The 15,720-nt window shown below is 61.5% G+C and carries 15 protein-coding genes; 10 read left to right on the forward strand and 5 right to left on the reverse strand.

All coding sequences use genetic code 11. The features are described from left to right. Positions 1–6: 6 nt before the first annotated feature. Positions 7–948, reverse strand: a complete 942-nt coding sequence (locus tag V7714_RS20260) for a hypothetical protein (protein ID WP_335711356.1) — start codon at positions 946–948, stop codon at positions 7–9. A 217-nt stretch (positions 949–1,165) separates the two neighbouring features. Beyond that, complete coding sequence (cysK, locus tag V7714_RS20265; protein ID WP_335711357.1) at positions 1,166–2,095, reverse strand: cysteine synthase A; 930 nt, start codon at positions 2,093–2,095, stop codon at positions 1,166–1,168. Positions 2,096–2,332: 237 nt separating this feature from the next. Here cysK and V7714_RS20270 point away from each other — a divergent pair, with 237 nt between their 5' ends. The 5 genes from V7714_RS20270 to V7714_RS20290 are packed head-to-tail and all read left to right on the forward strand — an operon-like array spanning position 2,333 to position 6,450. Beyond that, on the forward strand, positions 2,333–3,556 hold the full coding sequence (locus V7714_RS20270) for a multifunctional CCA addition/repair protein (RefSeq protein WP_335711358.1): 1,224 nt from the start codon (positions 2,333–2,335) through the stop codon (positions 3,554–3,556). A gap of 53 nt (positions 3,557–3,609) precedes the next feature. Then, positions 3,610–3,954, forward strand: coding sequence for a phage holin family protein (locus V7714_RS20275; protein WP_284194515.1), 345 nt, complete (start codon positions 3,610–3,612; stop codon positions 3,952–3,954). A 4-nt stretch (positions 3,955–3,958) separates the two neighbouring features. Next, complete coding sequence (locus tag V7714_RS20280) at positions 3,959–4,336, forward strand: hypothetical protein (RefSeq protein ID WP_335711359.1); 378 nt, start codon at positions 3,959–3,961, stop codon at positions 4,334–4,336. Positions 4,337–4,353: 17 nt separating this feature from the next. After that, entirely contained in the window at positions 4,354–5,496 is a 1,143-nt protein-coding gene (locus tag V7714_RS20285) for a 2-methylaconitate cis-trans isomerase PrpF family protein (protein ID WP_335711360.1), read from the forward strand. Between the two features lie 12 nt (positions 5,497–5,508). Continuing rightward, positions 5,509–6,450 (forward strand): 2-hydroxyacid dehydrogenase, encoded by a 942-nt coding sequence (locus tag V7714_RS20290; RefSeq protein ID WP_335711361.1) that lies wholly within the window; start codon positions 5,509–5,511, stop codon positions 6,448–6,450. Between the two features lie 131 nt (positions 6,451–6,581). Here V7714_RS20290 and V7714_RS20295 read toward each other — a convergent pair whose 3' ends face one another. Together V7714_RS20295 and V7714_RS20300 are read right to left on the reverse strand one after the other, a co-directional pair. Then, a complete protein-coding gene (locus V7714_RS20295) occupies positions 6,582–7,151 on the reverse strand; it encodes a glycine zipper 2TM domain-containing protein (protein WP_335711362.1) in 570 nt (189 codons plus the stop codon). Between the two features lie 220 nt (positions 7,152–7,371). Next, positions 7,372–8,886: a helicase HerA-like domain-containing protein gene (locus V7714_RS20300; RefSeq protein WP_335711363.1), complete on the reverse strand. Its 1,515-nt coding sequence runs from the start codon at positions 8,884–8,886 to the stop codon at positions 7,372–7,374. A gap of 188 nt (positions 8,887–9,074) precedes the next feature. Here V7714_RS20300 and V7714_RS20305 point away from each other — a divergent pair, with 188 nt between their 5' ends. Next, on the forward strand, positions 9,075–9,902 hold the full coding sequence (locus V7714_RS20305; protein ID WP_335711364.1) for a substrate-binding periplasmic protein: 828 nt from the start codon (positions 9,075–9,077) through the stop codon (positions 9,900–9,902). A gap of 84 nt (positions 9,903–9,986) precedes the next feature. On the opposite strand, the gene V7714_RS20310 is transcribed toward V7714_RS20305, so the two are convergent. Next, complete coding sequence (locus tag V7714_RS20310) at positions 9,987–11,234, reverse strand: DUF1615 domain-containing protein (RefSeq protein ID WP_335711365.1); 1,248 nt, start codon at positions 11,232–11,234, stop codon at positions 9,987–9,989. An 80-nt stretch (positions 11,235–11,314) separates the two neighbouring features. On the opposite strand from V7714_RS20310, the gene V7714_RS20315 reads away from it, so the two are divergent. From V7714_RS20315 to V7714_RS20330, 4 genes are all read left to right on the forward strand, one after another. Continuing rightward, a complete protein-coding gene (locus V7714_RS20315; RefSeq protein ID WP_335711366.1) occupies positions 11,315–12,298 on the forward strand; it encodes a serine/threonine protein kinase in 984 nt (327 codons plus the stop codon). 76 nt (positions 12,299–12,374) lie between these two features. Next, a complete protein-coding gene (locus V7714_RS20320) occupies positions 12,375–12,881 on the forward strand; it encodes a DUF1993 domain-containing protein (protein ID WP_335711367.1) in 507 nt (168 codons plus the stop codon). Positions 12,882–13,022: 141 nt separating this feature from the next. After that, complete coding sequence (locus tag V7714_RS20325) at positions 13,023–14,147, forward strand: sterol desaturase family protein (protein WP_335711368.1); 1,125 nt, start codon at positions 13,023–13,025, stop codon at positions 14,145–14,147. A gap of 684 nt (positions 14,148–14,831) precedes the next feature. Next, positions 14,832–15,590 (forward strand): DUF3592 domain-containing protein, encoded by a 759-nt coding sequence (locus V7714_RS20330; protein ID WP_335711369.1) that lies wholly within the window; start codon positions 14,832–14,834, stop codon positions 15,588–15,590. Positions 15,591–15,720 lie beyond the last annotated feature (130 nt).

Raw genomic sequence — 15,720 nt, forward strand, 5'->3', positions numbered from 1 at the left:
GCACCATCAATACATGGTCATGACCAGATGGCTGCCCAGTACCTTGCCGCTTTCGTCAACGGCCACCATGCTGAAGCCATTGCCGATGTCGCGCACCAGCAACTTGTCGCCTTTTTCCAGGCCACCGTAGTCGTGGGTGGACTTGGCGCGGCTATCCGATGAGGCACCCACACTGCCTATGCCGGTGCTGATGGACCAGGAGGTCTTGAGGGTGTTGTAGCCGCTGGTCAGGGCGGCGGTATCGCCTGCCATCACCACAGACGCCTTGGAGGTGCTGTGCTCATAGTAGGTGCCGGTGTTGGAGGCACAGCCGAAGCTGCCCGTGCGGCGCGCACCCTTGTCGAAGATGGCGGTGTTGCTGCCGTTGACCTGCTTGATCAGCAGAAAGTCTTCGGTATCCAGATTGCCGCCTACTTCAACCAGATCGTGGTGCTTGAAACCATAGTCACCGTAGGTGCTGACAAAGCCATAGCCCTTGTTAGGGTCGAAGTTAGCGACGGTCTGGCCCTTCAGGTAAGGATTGTCGGCCTGCAGCGCGGTCTTGGCCCATACCACGGTGAAGTTGGTCCAGACATTGGTGACAGTCCAGTCAGACAGCGACTTGGTAGCAACATCGCTGAGGCCACCATATTCCACGCCGTCCACCATCCGGGTAGAGGCTTGGATATGCTCGGAGAACGTGTTGGAAAGCTGGTATACCTGCTTGCTGCAACGGCTTTGCGAGGCCAGGGTCAAGGAGGCTGGGTCATAGACAAAACTGAGGCTGACCGGGTCCCACTTGAAGCGCAGGCTGTAATTACCGTAGCCGGGGACGTGGAGATTGTTGACCTGCAGGCTATCCTTGCCGGCAAACTGCACTGCGGCGCCGGTACTGTCGATGGCGATGTCGGCAGCTGCAGTCAGGCTGGTGGCCAGGCAAAGTACGGCGGTAATCTTGTTGAACTGCATACTGCACCCTCCTTTATTGACGAGGTAGGCATCTTAGCCTTATGTCGTCATCATTGGATGGGTGTTGGAGTGTGAATATGACACTTAGGTGGCGCAAGCAATCACGCCGCTTGCAGCCACTTTGGTGTGGATTCCAGCCTGTGGATAAATTGCTGTGGCGGCACCATGCGCCCATATGGGCGCATTGCGGGGTGTCCCATGCCGCCACAACTGTCCCTCAGTCTGTCAGTCCCTGGAACAGTGCCGTCGACAGATAGCGCTCGCCGAAGGACGGGATGATCACCACGATCAGCTTGCCGGCATGCTCTGGCCTGGCAGCCACCTGCAGGGCGGCCCAGACGGCGGCGCCGGAGCTGATCCCCACCAGCAGGCCTTCTTCAGTGGCCATGCGCCGGGCGGTGGCAAAGGCGTGCTCGTTGGCCACACGGATCACTTCGTCGTAGCTGCCGGTATTGAGTACGGCGGGTACAAAGCCAGCGCCTATGCCCTGTATGGGGTGGGGGCCCTTGGCGCCGCCGCTCAATACCGGGCTGGCATCGGGTTCCACTGCAATGGCCTTGAAGCCGGGCTTGCGACCCTTGATCACCTCGGCCACGCCGGTAATGGTGCCGCCGGTGCCCACGCCCGATACCAGGATATCGACCTGGCCATCCGTATCGTTCCAGATTTCCTCAGCCGTGGTTTCGCGATGTATCTTGGGGTTGGCTGGATTCTCGAACTGCTGTGGCATATACCAGCCATTGCTTTCGGCCAGTTCCCTGGCCTTGTTGACGGCGCCGGTCATGCCTTCTGGTCCTGGCGTCAGTACCAGCTCGGCACCATAGCCACGCAGCAGGGCTCGCCGCTCCTTGGACATGGTTTCGGGCATGGTCAGCACACAGCGGTAGCCCCGGGCGGCGCACACCATGGCCAGGCCTATGCCCGTGTTGCCCGAGGTAGGCTCTACCACGGTGTCGCCTGGCTTGAGTGCGCCGCTGGCCTCGGCTGCATTGACCATGCTGACAGCGATACGGTCTTTCACACTGTGCGAGGGGTTGAAGAACTCCAGTTTGGCGACCACGCGTGCACCCAGGCCCTGGGTAACACGGTTGAGCTGCACCAGCGGGGTGTGGCCTATCAGTTGGGTAATATCGTGGGCAATGCGCATGGGGGACTCCTGTAAGGGGATGTGGCGACCACGTGATGATGGGGTGAGCGCCTGTCTGGTGCGTGATTTTAGGCCTGCGACCGGGCAGAGATACAATAAGCTTGCAAACAAGCTGGCACGCACGGAGAGGAATGATCGTGCGTGGTGCATGCGGCGGCCGCGCTATAGCGGAATCCGCTAGTGGTATCAATGCTTTATCGCTGCCTTGGGGTGGCACCTGCCTGAATGAGAAGCACCATGAAGATATATACCGTGGGTGGCGCAGTACGCGACCAGATGCTGGGTTTACCGGTCAAGGATCGCGATTACGTGGTCGTGGGCGCCACCCCTGACGAGATGCTGGCACAGGGCTACAAGCCGGTGGGCAAGGACTTCCCAGTGTTTCTGCACCCCACCAGCCATGCCGAGTACGCGCTGGCCCGCACCGAACGCAAATCCGGCCATGGCTACAAGGGCTTTACGGTGTATGCCGCAGCCGATGTGACGCTGGAGGATGACCTGGCCCGGCGCGACCTGACCATCAACGCCATGGCCGAGGACGAGGATGGCGAGCTGGTAGACCCTTATGGCGGCCAGGATGACCTGGCCCGCCGGCTGCTCAGGCATGTGGGGCCGGCATTTGTGGAGGACCCGGTACGGATATTGCGGCTGGCTCGCTTTGCGGCGCGCTTCGGTTTTGAAGTGGCGCCCGAGACCATGAAACTGTGCCGCGAGATGGTGACCATGGGTGAAGTGGATCATCTGGTGCCTGAGCGGGTGTGGGCCGAGATGGCCAAGGGCCTGATGGAGGCGCAGCCGTCGCGGATGCTGATGGTGTTGCGCGAGTGCGGTGCATTGGCCAGGCTGATGCCAGCGCTGGACGCCTTGTTTGGCGTACCCCAGCCTGCCCAGTGGCACCCTGAGATCGATACCGGTGATCATGCCATGCGGGCGCTGGACTATGCCGCCAGCCAGGGCTGGCCGCTGGATACCCGCTATGCCGCCCTTTGCCACGATCTGGGCAAGGGTACGACGCCCGAAGCGGAATGGCCCCGCCATATTGGTCATGAGGCGCGGGGAGTGGCGCTGGCGGAGCAGCTGTCGGAACGCCTTCGCGCACCCAATGATTGCCGGGATCTGGCTTTGATGGTGTGCCGCGAGCACGGCCTGGTGCACAAGGCTCAGGAACTGCGTCCCGCCACGGTGATGGAACTGTTGGCCCGTTGCGACGCCCTACGTAAACCGGAGCGCTTTGCCCGTATGCTGGATGCTTGCGTGGCAGATGCCCGTGGCCGACCTACCTTCGAGACGGCAGACTATCCCCAGCATGCCTACCTGCTGGCTTGCCGCGATGCTGCCGCTGCCGTGGATGCAGGCGCCCTGGCCGCAGCTACTGAGGACAAGGCGCAGATACCCGAGGTGGTACGGCAGGCCCGTATTGCCGCCATAGCCGAACTGCGAAAATCGGCCGAGACAGCTTGATGGCGAGCTGGCGCAGCCTGAATGAAAACCGTATTAGAGAGGAGAAATAGGCGATGAAGCTGCTGGCGGTGTGGGTAATCAATGCACTTAGTCTGCTGCTGGTGGCGTATCTGCTGCCCGGCATCAAGGTAGACAGTTTTCTGTCGGCACTCTGGATTGCGCTGGTGCTGGGGCTGGTGAACCTGCTGATAAGGCCGGTGCTGCTTTTGCTGACCTTGCCGGTCAACTTTCTGACCCTGGGCTTGTTCACTCTGGTGATCAATGGTTTTTGCTTCTGGCTGGTGGCCGAGGTGCTGAAGAGTTTTGCCGTCAGTAGCTTTGCCATGGCCATCGTCGGCGCCGTGGTGTACAGCGTGTTCTGCTGGCTGGCAACGCGGCTGTTCCTCGAAAAGGACTGACAGCATGCCTGTGCTGACCATCAGCAGCCTGCCGGTCGAGGCCGATATTCCCGGCATTCTGGCCGAGCTGAATCAGGAGCTGGCTGCCGTGTTTCAATGCGAGCCACAGCATGTCTGGTCCGCTTGGCATGTGCTGCAGCCTGGTCATTACGCAGTTGGTGGGCAGGTGGCGCAGGCGCAGCCGGTGGATAGCCATTCGCCGTTGGTGCGGCTGCTGGCTTTCGAGGGCCGGCCTGCCGAGACCCGCGAGGCCGCCATGCGGCTGACCGCCGCATGCCTGGAGCGCGCCTTGTCGCTGGCGCCCGGCAATGTCTTTGTCGAGTATGTCGAAGGCCGTGCCGGCTATATCCTGGGCGGTGGCAACATCGTCGAGCGTCGTTGATTCTTGCGGGAAGCACCATGCCACTCCATCGCATACCCGCCACGCTGATGCGGGGTGGCACCTCCAAGGGGGTGTTCATTCGGGCGGACGCCTTGCCTGCCGATATCACCCTGCGCGACCGGCTGCTCAGCCGGCTGATAGGTAGCCCCGACCCCTATGGCCGGCAGATCGATGGCCTGGGAACCGGGATATCGTCCACCAGCAAGGTGGCGCTCATCAGTACCTCCCGGCAGCCAGGCTGTGATGTGGACTATCTGTTCGGCCACATCGCGGTGGACAGCGGAGAAATAGACTGGTCAGGTAGCTGCGGTAACCTGTCGGCTGCTGTCGCGCCGTTTGCCTTGCTGGAGGGGTTGGTGACAGGGCCGCATGATGGCGTGGCCACGGTACGTATCTGGCAGGCCAACACCGGCAAGGTGATCGTGGCCGAGGTAGCCATGCGGGATGGCCTGCCCTGCCAGGAGGGGGTTTTCGGCATGGATGGTGTCGCCTTCGCCGGGGCGCCGCAGCAATTGGTGTTTTTGGACCCGGCCGGCGGGGCGTCGGGCGCTTTGTTCCCCACCGGGCGTCGCATCGACAAGCTGAGCTGGAGCGCCCAGTGCGAGATCGACGCCACGCTCATTGATGCTGGCAACCCCCTGGTGATACTGCGGGCTGCCGACTTGGGGCTGACCGGTCTGGAGCAGCCTCAGGACGTCAATACCGATGCCAGCCTGCTGGCGCGGCTGGAGTCGCTGCGCGCCCAGGCTGCCGTGGCCATGGGGCTGGCAGCAACCCCTGCCCAAGCCAGCCGTGAACGACCCAGCAATCCCAAGCTGTGCTGGATCGCACCGCAGGCTGGTTTTACCGCCGCCGATGGCCGGGTGTTTGAGGCCAGCCAGCTGGATCTGCTGGCCCGTATTGTTTCCATGGGCAAGCTGCACCACGGCTTCACTGGTACCGGCACCATCGCGCTGGCGGCTGCGGCGGCCTTGCCCGGCACGCTGGTCAGTGCCTTGCTGGGCCAGCCCTTGATAGCTCGTCCCTTGTTTTTTGGTCACCCCAGCGGGGTGAACCAGATAGTCACCGAGCTGGATGGCGAACGGGTAGTGGCCTCCCGCCTGACCCGCAGCGCCCGTGTATTGATGCACGGCGAGGCCTGGGTGCCACTGGCTGATTGAACTGGATGCCTTATGACTGTTGCAAAACCCTTGTTTTATCTGCATACCCCGAATGACGGCGAACGCTGGCAGGCCTTGTTCGCAGCCGAGCTGCCTGATTTCGATGTGGTCGCGGCACCTGCCGAGGTCGACCCGGCCCGCGTACAGTACCTAGCCACCTGGCGACCACCCGAAGGCTTGTTTGGCCGCTTTGCCAACCTGCGCGCCGTGTTCGCCCTGGGGGCGGGCATAGACCGCTTTATGCAGCGCAGCGACCTGGCCCCTGGGGTGGCGCTGGTACGGCTGACCGATGCCGGCATGGCACAGCAGATGTGCGAATACGTGCTGGCTGGCGTGCTGCGCTACCAGCGCGACCTGGACCGCTATGCTCGCCAGCAGGCGGATGCACTATGGCAGCCACTGCCAGGCAGGGCCGCAGCCGAGCTGCGTGTGACGGTGCTGGGCCTGGGCGAGATAGGTGGCGCAGTAGCCCGTACCCTGGCCTTGTTGGGCTATGCCGTGGCCGGTTGGAGTCGCAGCCCGCGCGAGCTGGCAGGCGTGCGCTGCCTGCATGGCTGGGACAGCCTGCCCACCCTGCTGGCTGCAAGCGATGTACTGGTCAACCTGCTGCCCAGCACCCCCGAAACCCATGGCCTGCTCAACCATGAGCGCCTGGCTGGCTTACCCAAGGGGGCTGCCGTCATCAATGCCGGGCGCGGCGAGCAGCTGGAAGAATCAGCACTGCTGGCCCTGCTGGATGCAGGCCATCTGCGAGGGGCCCAGCTTGATGTGCTGGGCCTGGAACCCCCCGGCCAGAATCACCCGTTCTGGCACCATCCGGCTATCGTGCTGACGCCGCATATTGCGGCCGCCACGCTGCTTGGCCCATCGGCCCGCCAGGTGGCCGGTAAGTTGCGCGGCCTGTTGCGGGGTGAGACGGTGCCCGGCCTGGTGGATCGTGAGCGCGCCTACTGATAGCCTGCTTCGGGCTTCAGTCATGGCTGGGCGGTGAGCGCTGAGTGGGCGCCAAGGTAAGCTGGCGCTACAAAAAAAAGGGGCGCACAAGGCGCCCCGAGCAGGGAGTTACAGAGAAATCAAACGGTGCATCAGTTGCGTATGGTGGGGGTGGTGACAGGCGGGGCCGTGACGGCGCTGAGCATCAGTTGGCCATCCTGTACCGGTATACGGTTGCTGGTGGGCGGCTGCGCCATCCGGATTACCGCCAGTTTGTCGTCCAGGCGGTATTGCACGTCGTAACCACGCAGCTTGTCCTCGGTGCGCAACACGGTCTTGCAGCGCTGTTCGCTATGGCTGATGCGGTCTTTTTCCTGCAGGTTCTTCTGCAAGCGGTTACCAGCATAGCCACCACCCAGCACGCCGATCACGGTAGCCGCTTTTTTGCCATTGCCACCGCCTACCTGGCTGCCCAGCGCGCCACCCAGCACACCGCCGATGACAGTGCCGGCAATCCGGTGTTCATCCTTGACCCTGGCCTGGCGGCTGACCTGTACCTGCTGGCAGACCTCCACGGGCACCTTGACGGTCTCGTGTACCGCGGCGACCTGGACGACGTCAGCGTAATCCGGTCCCTTGATTGCCTGGTAGCCGGCAGCAGCGCCTAGTGATAGCGCAGCGGTGCCGCCGATGACTATCCCGGTGAGCATGGACTTGTTCATCCCGCATTGCTCCATCACATTGGCTGATGAGAGGCATTGTGGCCATGACTGGCTGAATGCAAGCTGAACTGATTATGACAAATGAAACAAGGCGATAGGGATATCGCCTTGTTTTTATTGGAATTGCTTGATTTTATCGCTGTGTATTGGAGTTTTATCCACAGGGTGGCCGTGTCGGGAGCGGTTCACAGGCCAGCACCTGTCGCGGGCAAAGCAAGGTTTAACGCTTGCGCCCACCGACGATGGAGCCCAGCACACCGCGCAGTATCTGCCTGCCTACCTCGTTCGCCATGGTGCGCGCCATGCTCTTGGCCGCGCTCTGCACTACCCCGTCATGCTGGCCGCCACGTGGGCCGGTACGGCCAAACAGGAAAGCGCCCAAGCCATCCAGCAGGCCACCGCCCTCTGCTTCGGCGGGCGCAGCCTGGGCAGGCAAGCCCGGCTTGGCCGGTGTGGTGCCATCCTTGCTGCCTCGTAGCTTCTCGTAGGCCGATTCCCTGTCCTCGGCGGCTTCATAATGGCCAGCCAATAGCGAGTTGGCGATCAGGGTCTGGCGTTCTGCCTGGCTCAGTGGGCCGAGCCTGCAGGCCGGTGGTATGACGAAGGCGCGCTCGACCACGCTGGGGCTGCCCTTGGCGTCCAGGAACGACACCAGTGCCTCGCCTACACCCAGCTCCATGATGGCCGCTTCGGCATTGAAAGCCGGGTTGGCCCTCAGGGTTTCTGCGGCCACCTTGACGGCCTTCTGGTCGCGCGGGGTAAAGGCACGCAAGGCGTGCTGCACCCGGTTGCCCAACTGGCCCAGCACGGTCTCGGGTATGTCCAGCGGGTTCTGGGTGACAAAGTACACACCTACGCCCTTGGAGCGTATCAGCCTGACCACCTGTTCCACCTTCTCGACCAGGGCGGGTGGTGCATCGTTGAATAGCAGGTGGGCTTCGTCAAAAAAGAATACCAGCTTGGGTTTGTCGAGGTCGCCCGCCTCGGGCAACTGCTCGAACAGTTCGGACAGCAGCCACAGCAGGAAGGTGGAATACAGCTTGGGCGCATTGGTGAGCTTATCGGCAGCCAGGATGTTGACCACACCATGGCCTTGGCCATCGGTCTGCATCAGGTCGGCGATATCGAGCATGGGCTCACCAAAGAACTTGTCGCCGCCCTGGGTCTCCAGTGTCAGCAAGCCGCGCTGGATGGCCCCCACGCTGGCGGCCGAGATATTGCCGTATTCGGTGGTGAATTGTTTGGCGTTCTCGCCCACGTACTGCACCATGGCACGCAGGTCTTTGAGATCAATCAGCAGCAGGCTGTTGTCGTCGGCAATCTTGAAGATCAGCTGCAGCACACCTGCCTGCACCTCGTTGAGGTTGAGCAGGCGGCCCAGCAGCAGCGGCCCCATGTCTGAAATGGTGGCGCGCACCGGGTGGCCGGCCTCGCCATAGACATCCCACAGCATGGCAGGGCAGGCGGCGTAGTTCAGTTGCACTTCCAGCTGCGCCAGCCGGGCCGATAGCTTGGGGTTGTCGCTGCCGGCGGCGGCAATACCCGCCAGATCACCCTTCACATCGGCCATGAATACCGGCACACCTGCCCGCGAGAAACCCTCTGCCATGCGCTGCAGGGTGACCGTCTTGCCGGTCCCGGTGGCGCCGGTAATCAGGCCATGGCGGTTGGCCAGGGCGGGCAGTATCTCAATGGGCGTGGGGCCGGCTTTGGCGATCAGCAGGGCTGCGGTCATGGGATGTCCTGTAGAAATAGTATGGGCAGGGGGCAAGCATGCCCGCCTGGGCAATTACACTACCACGCCGTCCCGACGGCAAGCCACGCCGATGGCACGGGCGGGCGTTTACGATGCCGGGGCGAAAAAATCGTGAACAGGCTCTAAACTGCAAGGCAACTGCCCCAGCATGCCGAGGTTGCATTGTTATGACCGGTCGTTACCTGCCACGCGTTGACACCATGGCAATGGTGCACAGTCTGTGTCTGCTCGCAGGCCTGTTGCTGGCGGCCATGCCAGCCCTTGCTGCGGATGAGCCCTGCAAGCAGTTGCTGATCTCGGGCAACCCCGAATACCCACCCTATCTGTGGCGCGACCCGGCTGACGAGAGCCGCCTGATAGGCGCCAATGCCGAAATGATGCAGTTGCTGAGCAAGGAAATCGGCGTGCCAGTGAGCGTCAAGTACGCCGGCCCCTGGGGCCGGGTGCAGGAGGAAACCCGTTACGGCAGGGTGGACATGATCGCTGGTGCCTTCTTTACCCTGCCCAGACTGGAGTACATGGACTACTTTCAGCCGCCCATTGCCACGACACGCACCGTGATCTGGACCCAGGACGCCAAAGGTATCAAGTACCGTAAGTGGTCGGATCTAAGCCGGCTCAAGGGCATTACCGTCATCAACAACAGCTTTGGCGAAGCTTTCGATAGCTATGCCAAGAAGCACCTGGATATCTACAAGGTGGCCAGTGTGGAGAGCGCACTCAAGATGCTGGGGCTGGGGCGGGCCGATTACGTTATCTACGAGGAAGCACCCGGTCTTGCCTATGCGGCCAAGCTAGGGGTGCGCGGGCTCAAGGCGGCGACTGTGCCTATCACCAATGAAGACCTGTTCCTGACCCTGTCGCATAAATCCGCCTGTAATACCGGCGAGATGCGTGGGCGCATTGCGCGCGCCATGCACAAGCTGGCACAGGACAAGGTGATGGAAGAATTGCTGGCACGCCATATCCAGCTGTGGCGCAAGCAGGCGGACTAGCGGGCAGATGCCGGCGAGACGCTATTCGGTCGCATCAGCTTGAGCTGCCAGGCTGCCTGCAGCCCAAGCCTGCCATGCCGATTGTCAGCTAGCGACCTTGGCCAAGCAGCGCTGGTAGCGCCAATCCACACGCTTGGCAAACCACTCGGTCGTCAGCTTGCGGGTGATCTTGGGGCTGGATAGCCGTATCTGCGGTGAGATGGCGCGGGGCAGGGGCTTGTTGCTGGCGTTGTCCGCCAGGGCGAACAGGCGCTGGTAGAGGGGACTCTGGCCGAAGGTGCTGGTTTTTTCCAGCAGCAGGTCGCGCTCTATCTCGGCTGGGCTCAGCTTGAGCTTGCTAGCCAGGGGGCGGATGGCTTGCAGCGTGCTGCTGGCCTGTTTGCTGGGGCGGCCCGCGCTGTAGCGCAGCAGGTCGCCGTCCAGGTCTATCTTACGCTTGCTGAGCTTGGCGACGGCCGCCTGGAAGGCCGCATTGCGGCTGGAATAGCGGCCAGCGTTATAGTCGGCGAAACGGAAGAACAAGCTATCGTAAGGCGCCTGGTAGTGCAGCAGGTTGGCAATGCCGAAATAGACCCCGCCACGGCGGGTGAAGACTTCGCGGCGCATGCTTTCCCTGACGGGGTATGGATAAGGCCAGGCGCGGGCGTGGCTGGTGGCAAAGTCGATACTGACCTGCATGGGGCCGCCGGTGCGTACCGGATTCTGGCTGCTGAGCGAGACACCAAAACTCTCGGCTTCGGCCGACATTTCCTCATACAGCAGATTCATCTCGCGCTCGGTGCGGAGTTTGTCTATGCGGCTGCGAAAACTCTGGCCGTTGCTGGACTTGGCCTTGAGTGCGGCGCTCACCAGGGGCATGGGTATGCCTTTTTCGTCGGCCTTCAGTTCTATCTGCTTCCACACCATCTTGCCCAGGCCGGGCACCACTGGGTCGGCCTCCCAGCTGGATTCCTGCTCGATGACCGAGGTGGCGGCGCAGAAATACTCGGCGGTATAGGGTATGCGCAGGGCTTCAAAGGCGGCGAAGATATCGTTGCTCCAGCCGGCTTTGTCCTTGATCTTGGCCGGCATCAGCCGGTTCAGCAGGGCGCGGCCCTGCTTGGGGTTGCTCCAGGCAGGGGCTGTGGCGGCAGGCGCGGTTGGTGCCACGACATCGGGCCTGACCGGTGGCGGTGGCGGCATAGGCGGCGCTTGGGCAATGGCGGGCTCGTTGGTGACAGCCGGCTGTGCCGCCACGACCGGGGCCGGCACTTGCTGCGGATCGAGGGTGCTGGCGCAGGCGGCCAGCAAGAGGCTGGACAGCAGGGCGGTATAGAGACGCAAAGTAGACACGTTGGTTGCTAGCTAAAGATAAATGCAGACGCATCCTACGATATGCCAGCGTCGGCGGCGAGCCTGCGTACAATGGCGGTATGTCGCTACCCCCTCCTTACGAAACCCTGACTCCCGATTGCCTGCTGACGGCGGTGGAGAATCTGGGCCTGCCTGCCAGTGGCAGCCTGCTGGCACTCAATAGCTATGAGAACCGTGTCTATCAGCTGGGCATGGACGATGCGCCGCCGCTGGTGGTGAAGTTCTATCGGCCAGCCCGCTGGACCGACGCCCAGATAATCGAAGAGCATGACTTCGTGGCAGCGCTGGCGGCTGAGGAGATTCCGGTGGTGGCGCCCATGCAGATCAATGGCCAGACCCTGCACCATCATGCGGGTTTTCGCTTTGCCGTTTTCCCTCGCCGTGGTGGCCGTACGCCAGAGCTGGATGATGCGGCCGTGCTCGAATGGATAGGCAGGTTCATGGGGCGTATCCATGCTATGGGCGCGACCCGACCTTTTACTACCCGGCCGACAGTGGATATCGCCAGCTTTGGTGATGAATCCGTGGCCTGGTTGCTGGCCAGCGATTTTATTCCGCAAGACTTGCGCGACGATTACCAGGCGCTGACCCGCCAGGCGCTGGATGGCGTGCGGCGCTGTTACGACAGGGCTGGGGCAGTGGCAAGCCTGCGCCTGCATGGCGATTGCCACGCCGGCAATATCTTGTGGACCGATGCCGGCCCGCATTTTGTGGACTTTGACGACGCCCGCATGGGCCCGGCCATACAGGATCTCTGGATGTTGCTGTCGGGCGAGCGGCAGGATCAAGTCCGGCAGCTGGCCGATGTACTGGCGGGTTATGAAGACTTTTGCGATTTCAACCAGCGCGAGCTGCATCTGATAGAGGCACTGCGCACCTTGCGCCTGCTGCACTACAGTGCCTGGCTGGCCCGCCGCTGGGACGACCCGGCCTTTCCTGCGGCGTTTCCCTGGTTTGGTACGGCGCACTACTGGAGCCAGCGCATGCTGGAATTGCGCGAACAGGTAGCGCAGATGGAAGAACCGACGCTATGGCCGGTTTGAACGGTGGGCTTGATGTTTGAGCATCTGGCGCCACTTACTGGCTAGCTGACTCTTTCCCACCCACCGGAGCCTTGCCGTGAGCCTTTCCATGTACCAAGCGTCTATCCCCGTCTTTATCCGCATGCTGGGCAACCTGTCAGCGATACTGGACAAGGGGGCCAAGCATGCAGAAGCAAAGCAGTTCGACTCCAGTGTACTGGTCAACAGCCGCCTGGCACCCGATATGTTCCCGCTGGCCAGACAGATACAGATTGCCACCGATGGCGCCAAGGGCTGTGCGGCGCGCCTGGCCGGCATCGATATTCCAGTGTTCGAAGACACCGAGACCACCATAGACGAGCTGCAGGCGCGGATAGCCAAGACCGTGGCCTTTTTGCAAAGCGTCAGCGCAGCGCAGATCGATGGCACCGAAGAAAAACTGGTCACACTCAAGCTGCGTGGCCGCGAGGCGCAGTTTGCCGGGCAGGCATACCTGCTGAACTTCGTGCTGCCCAATTTCTACTTTCATGTCACTACCACCTACGCCATTCTGCGCCATAACGGCGTAGAGATCGGCAAGCCAGATTACCTGGGATCGTACTGACAAAACGCAGGCAGGGCGCCGGGCGGCGCCTTGCCTGCTGCCTGCGGGAGCAACGGGGCAGGGGCGGGCAAATCACCGCGTGCACGGTGATCGTCATTGCTACCGTTTCCAGACGTAGCCGGTTTTGGCATAGTCGCGGCCATGCTAAAACATATCAATCAGTTGACTGAATCCCACGGGCAGCTACAAAAGGGCCGTGGCTTGGTGTCCGGTGTCGTGGCCCTGTGCCTGGGCATACTGTGTTTCCTGGGCGTGCTGGCCTTTCATTTTCCGGCCTACCTCACCACGCCCGAACTACGCCAGAACTACGATGTAGGCACCATACGGCAGATCATGTTCTGGGCCATGGTAGTGGCAGGCGGGATATCGCTGGCCAACATTGTATTGGGCCGGGTGCGCTGGCTCTCTGCCTGGGCCTTCGGTTTCGTGGTGCTCACTGCCTTGCTGGGTGGCCACAAGGTACCGGTCAGGGACTTTGCCGACCACACACCTTATATCGGTCTGGACTGGTTCATTCTCGATCTGCTGGGCTCCAGCCTGATCTTCATCTTTATCGAGAAGTTGTTCCCGCTGCGACGCGACCAGCCGGTGTTCCGGCCCGAGTGGCAGACGGACTTTCACCATTTCATTGTCAACCACATGGTGGTGGGCTTTGTGCTGCTGGCCACCAACTTGCTGGTGCACAAGCTGTTTGGCTGGGCTACCTTCAGCACCGTGCAGGATGCCGTCAAGGACCTGCCCTTTGTGGTCGAACTGTTCCTGATCGTGCTGGTGGCCGATCTGATGCAGTACTGGACCCACCGCGCCTACCATGAAGTCCCCTGGCTCTGGCGCCTGCATGCGGTGCACCACAGCGTCAAGAGCATGGACTGGCTGGCGGGATCGCGCCAACACATACTGGAGCTGCTGATCACCCGCACGCTGGTGCTGGGCCCCATCTTTGTGCTGGGCTTCAGCAAGGAGGTCATCGACGCCTACATCGTCATCGTGGGCTTCCAGGCGGTGTTCAACCACGCCAATGTCAGCGTGCGGCTGGGACCGCTGCGCTACTTGATTGTCACGCCCAACTTCCATCATTGGCATCACAGCCAGGATCAGGAAGCACTGGATCGCAACTATGCAGCGCATTTTGCCTTTATCGACTACCTGTTCGGCACGGCGGTCAAGAGCGACCGGCCCTGGCCCAGCGAGTATGGTGTGCTAGGTGATTACGTACCCAATGGCTTCTGGCAGCAGTTCAAGTTTCCCTTTACCTGGAAAGGTTGAGCGCTTTATATGAATACGCTACCAAGAAGGTGGAAATACCGTGCAGCGTAGGCTGCTTTAAGGTGTGAAGGCTTGCCCTTGGGGCACCACCTAGAGGCCGCCCCGATGGTGCTTTGAAACGTATTGTTATGGTTCACAGGCAAGGCAACGCCGCGAGGGAGCGAAACTAATGCTGTTCGGGGCGCTGCTTACACTGTTTATCTGAGGAGCACATATGTCATTCTTTAGTAGTGGAAGCACCGAATCCACCCGAATTGGGTATGTGAATCGCAACAACCAACTTTGTACTGGCCATCGCAACGTCCCAGGAAATGATCACGGCCAAACCTCCTATCGTTTGCTCTGTTTGGCGGTAGATTGTGGCCACGTATATGGTGCCAACGGGACAGATGTCTTTCAGCGAAAATGCCCATTCTGCCAAGGTGGCATACCTGGAATTGCCTTCTGAGGCACATGGCCGTCTGATGGGAGCCATAAAGTTGCTAAGTGCGTATGCAGCTAGATGCCTAGCATTTCAGTTATTAGCGCCACCAATACCATGATTTGTCTGAAGTGGTTAGCTCTCACAGGTTTGAGCGGTCAGCCGCACCGGACCTTTCACTTGAGTGGAGGGCAGTCCGCGCCTATTTCCGACGGCAACGTCGATTTCTGTGCTGCAGCCTGACGTGTCGTCTAGGCTGGCATATGGCACAAACCCTCAAGCGTTCCTGGTGGCGGCGTTTCTGGCGCGGAATGGCGCCCGGCATCCTGATGTCCAGCTGCTTTGTCCTGCTGGGGCTGGCTGCACTGGGGGTGTCGTTCTATCCCATCGTCCAGCATCTACGTGCCCAGCACTGGCAACCCGTACCGGGGGTCTTGCAGGCGCTCGACTACATCAAGGCCGAGGGTAGAACCGGCAAGACGGATTTATATCGGCTGGAAGGCAGCTACCGCTATCGCTGGCAGGGGCGGGACTATGGTGGAAGCCGTATCAGCTTCAGCCTGGTCAGCGACAATCTGGACGACGGGTTTCGTGAGCGCATTGCGGCGCGCCTGGGGCCAGTGGGCAGCCCCATCACCGTGCTGGTCAACCCTGCACGGCCCACTGAATCCGTTGTCGTCGCCGACATACGCTGGCTGGAGTTTGGCCTGACCTTGCTGGGGGCCGCCATGTTCGGTCTACCGGGGGCCGTATTGCTGCGTGCCATGCTGCGCAAGGGGCCAGCCAGGGTGCTGCCGCCGGGGCAGGTGTCGTGGCCCCTGGTGCTGGGTTTGCTGGCGACGGCACCGCTATGGTTGCTGCTGGCCTGGCTGCTCTGGCGGGATGCGCACCCCATCTGGGCATCGGTATGCACCTTGCCGGTGATACTGGCATTGAACGGGCTTAGAGCCTGTTCAAAGTCTTTTCGCCGCGTCGCTGAACTGGAAAATGGCCAGGCACAAGGCGTGGTGCGCAGGCAATAACAAGTTATTGCCAAGCGCCACAACGCAGTGAATGGACGTTTTCCAGCTCAGCCCTTCGGGCTCCCGTACGGGTTCGCAGCCTTGCCGGCGAATGGCGGCGTTGCAAGCCGCTGACGGTACCGATACCGGA

It is taken from the genome of Chitinimonas sp. JJ19, from assembly GCF_036961565.1.
In the GTDB taxonomy this organism is placed as follows: domain Bacteria; phylum Pseudomonadota; class Gammaproteobacteria; order Burkholderiales; family Chitinimonadaceae; genus Chitinimonas.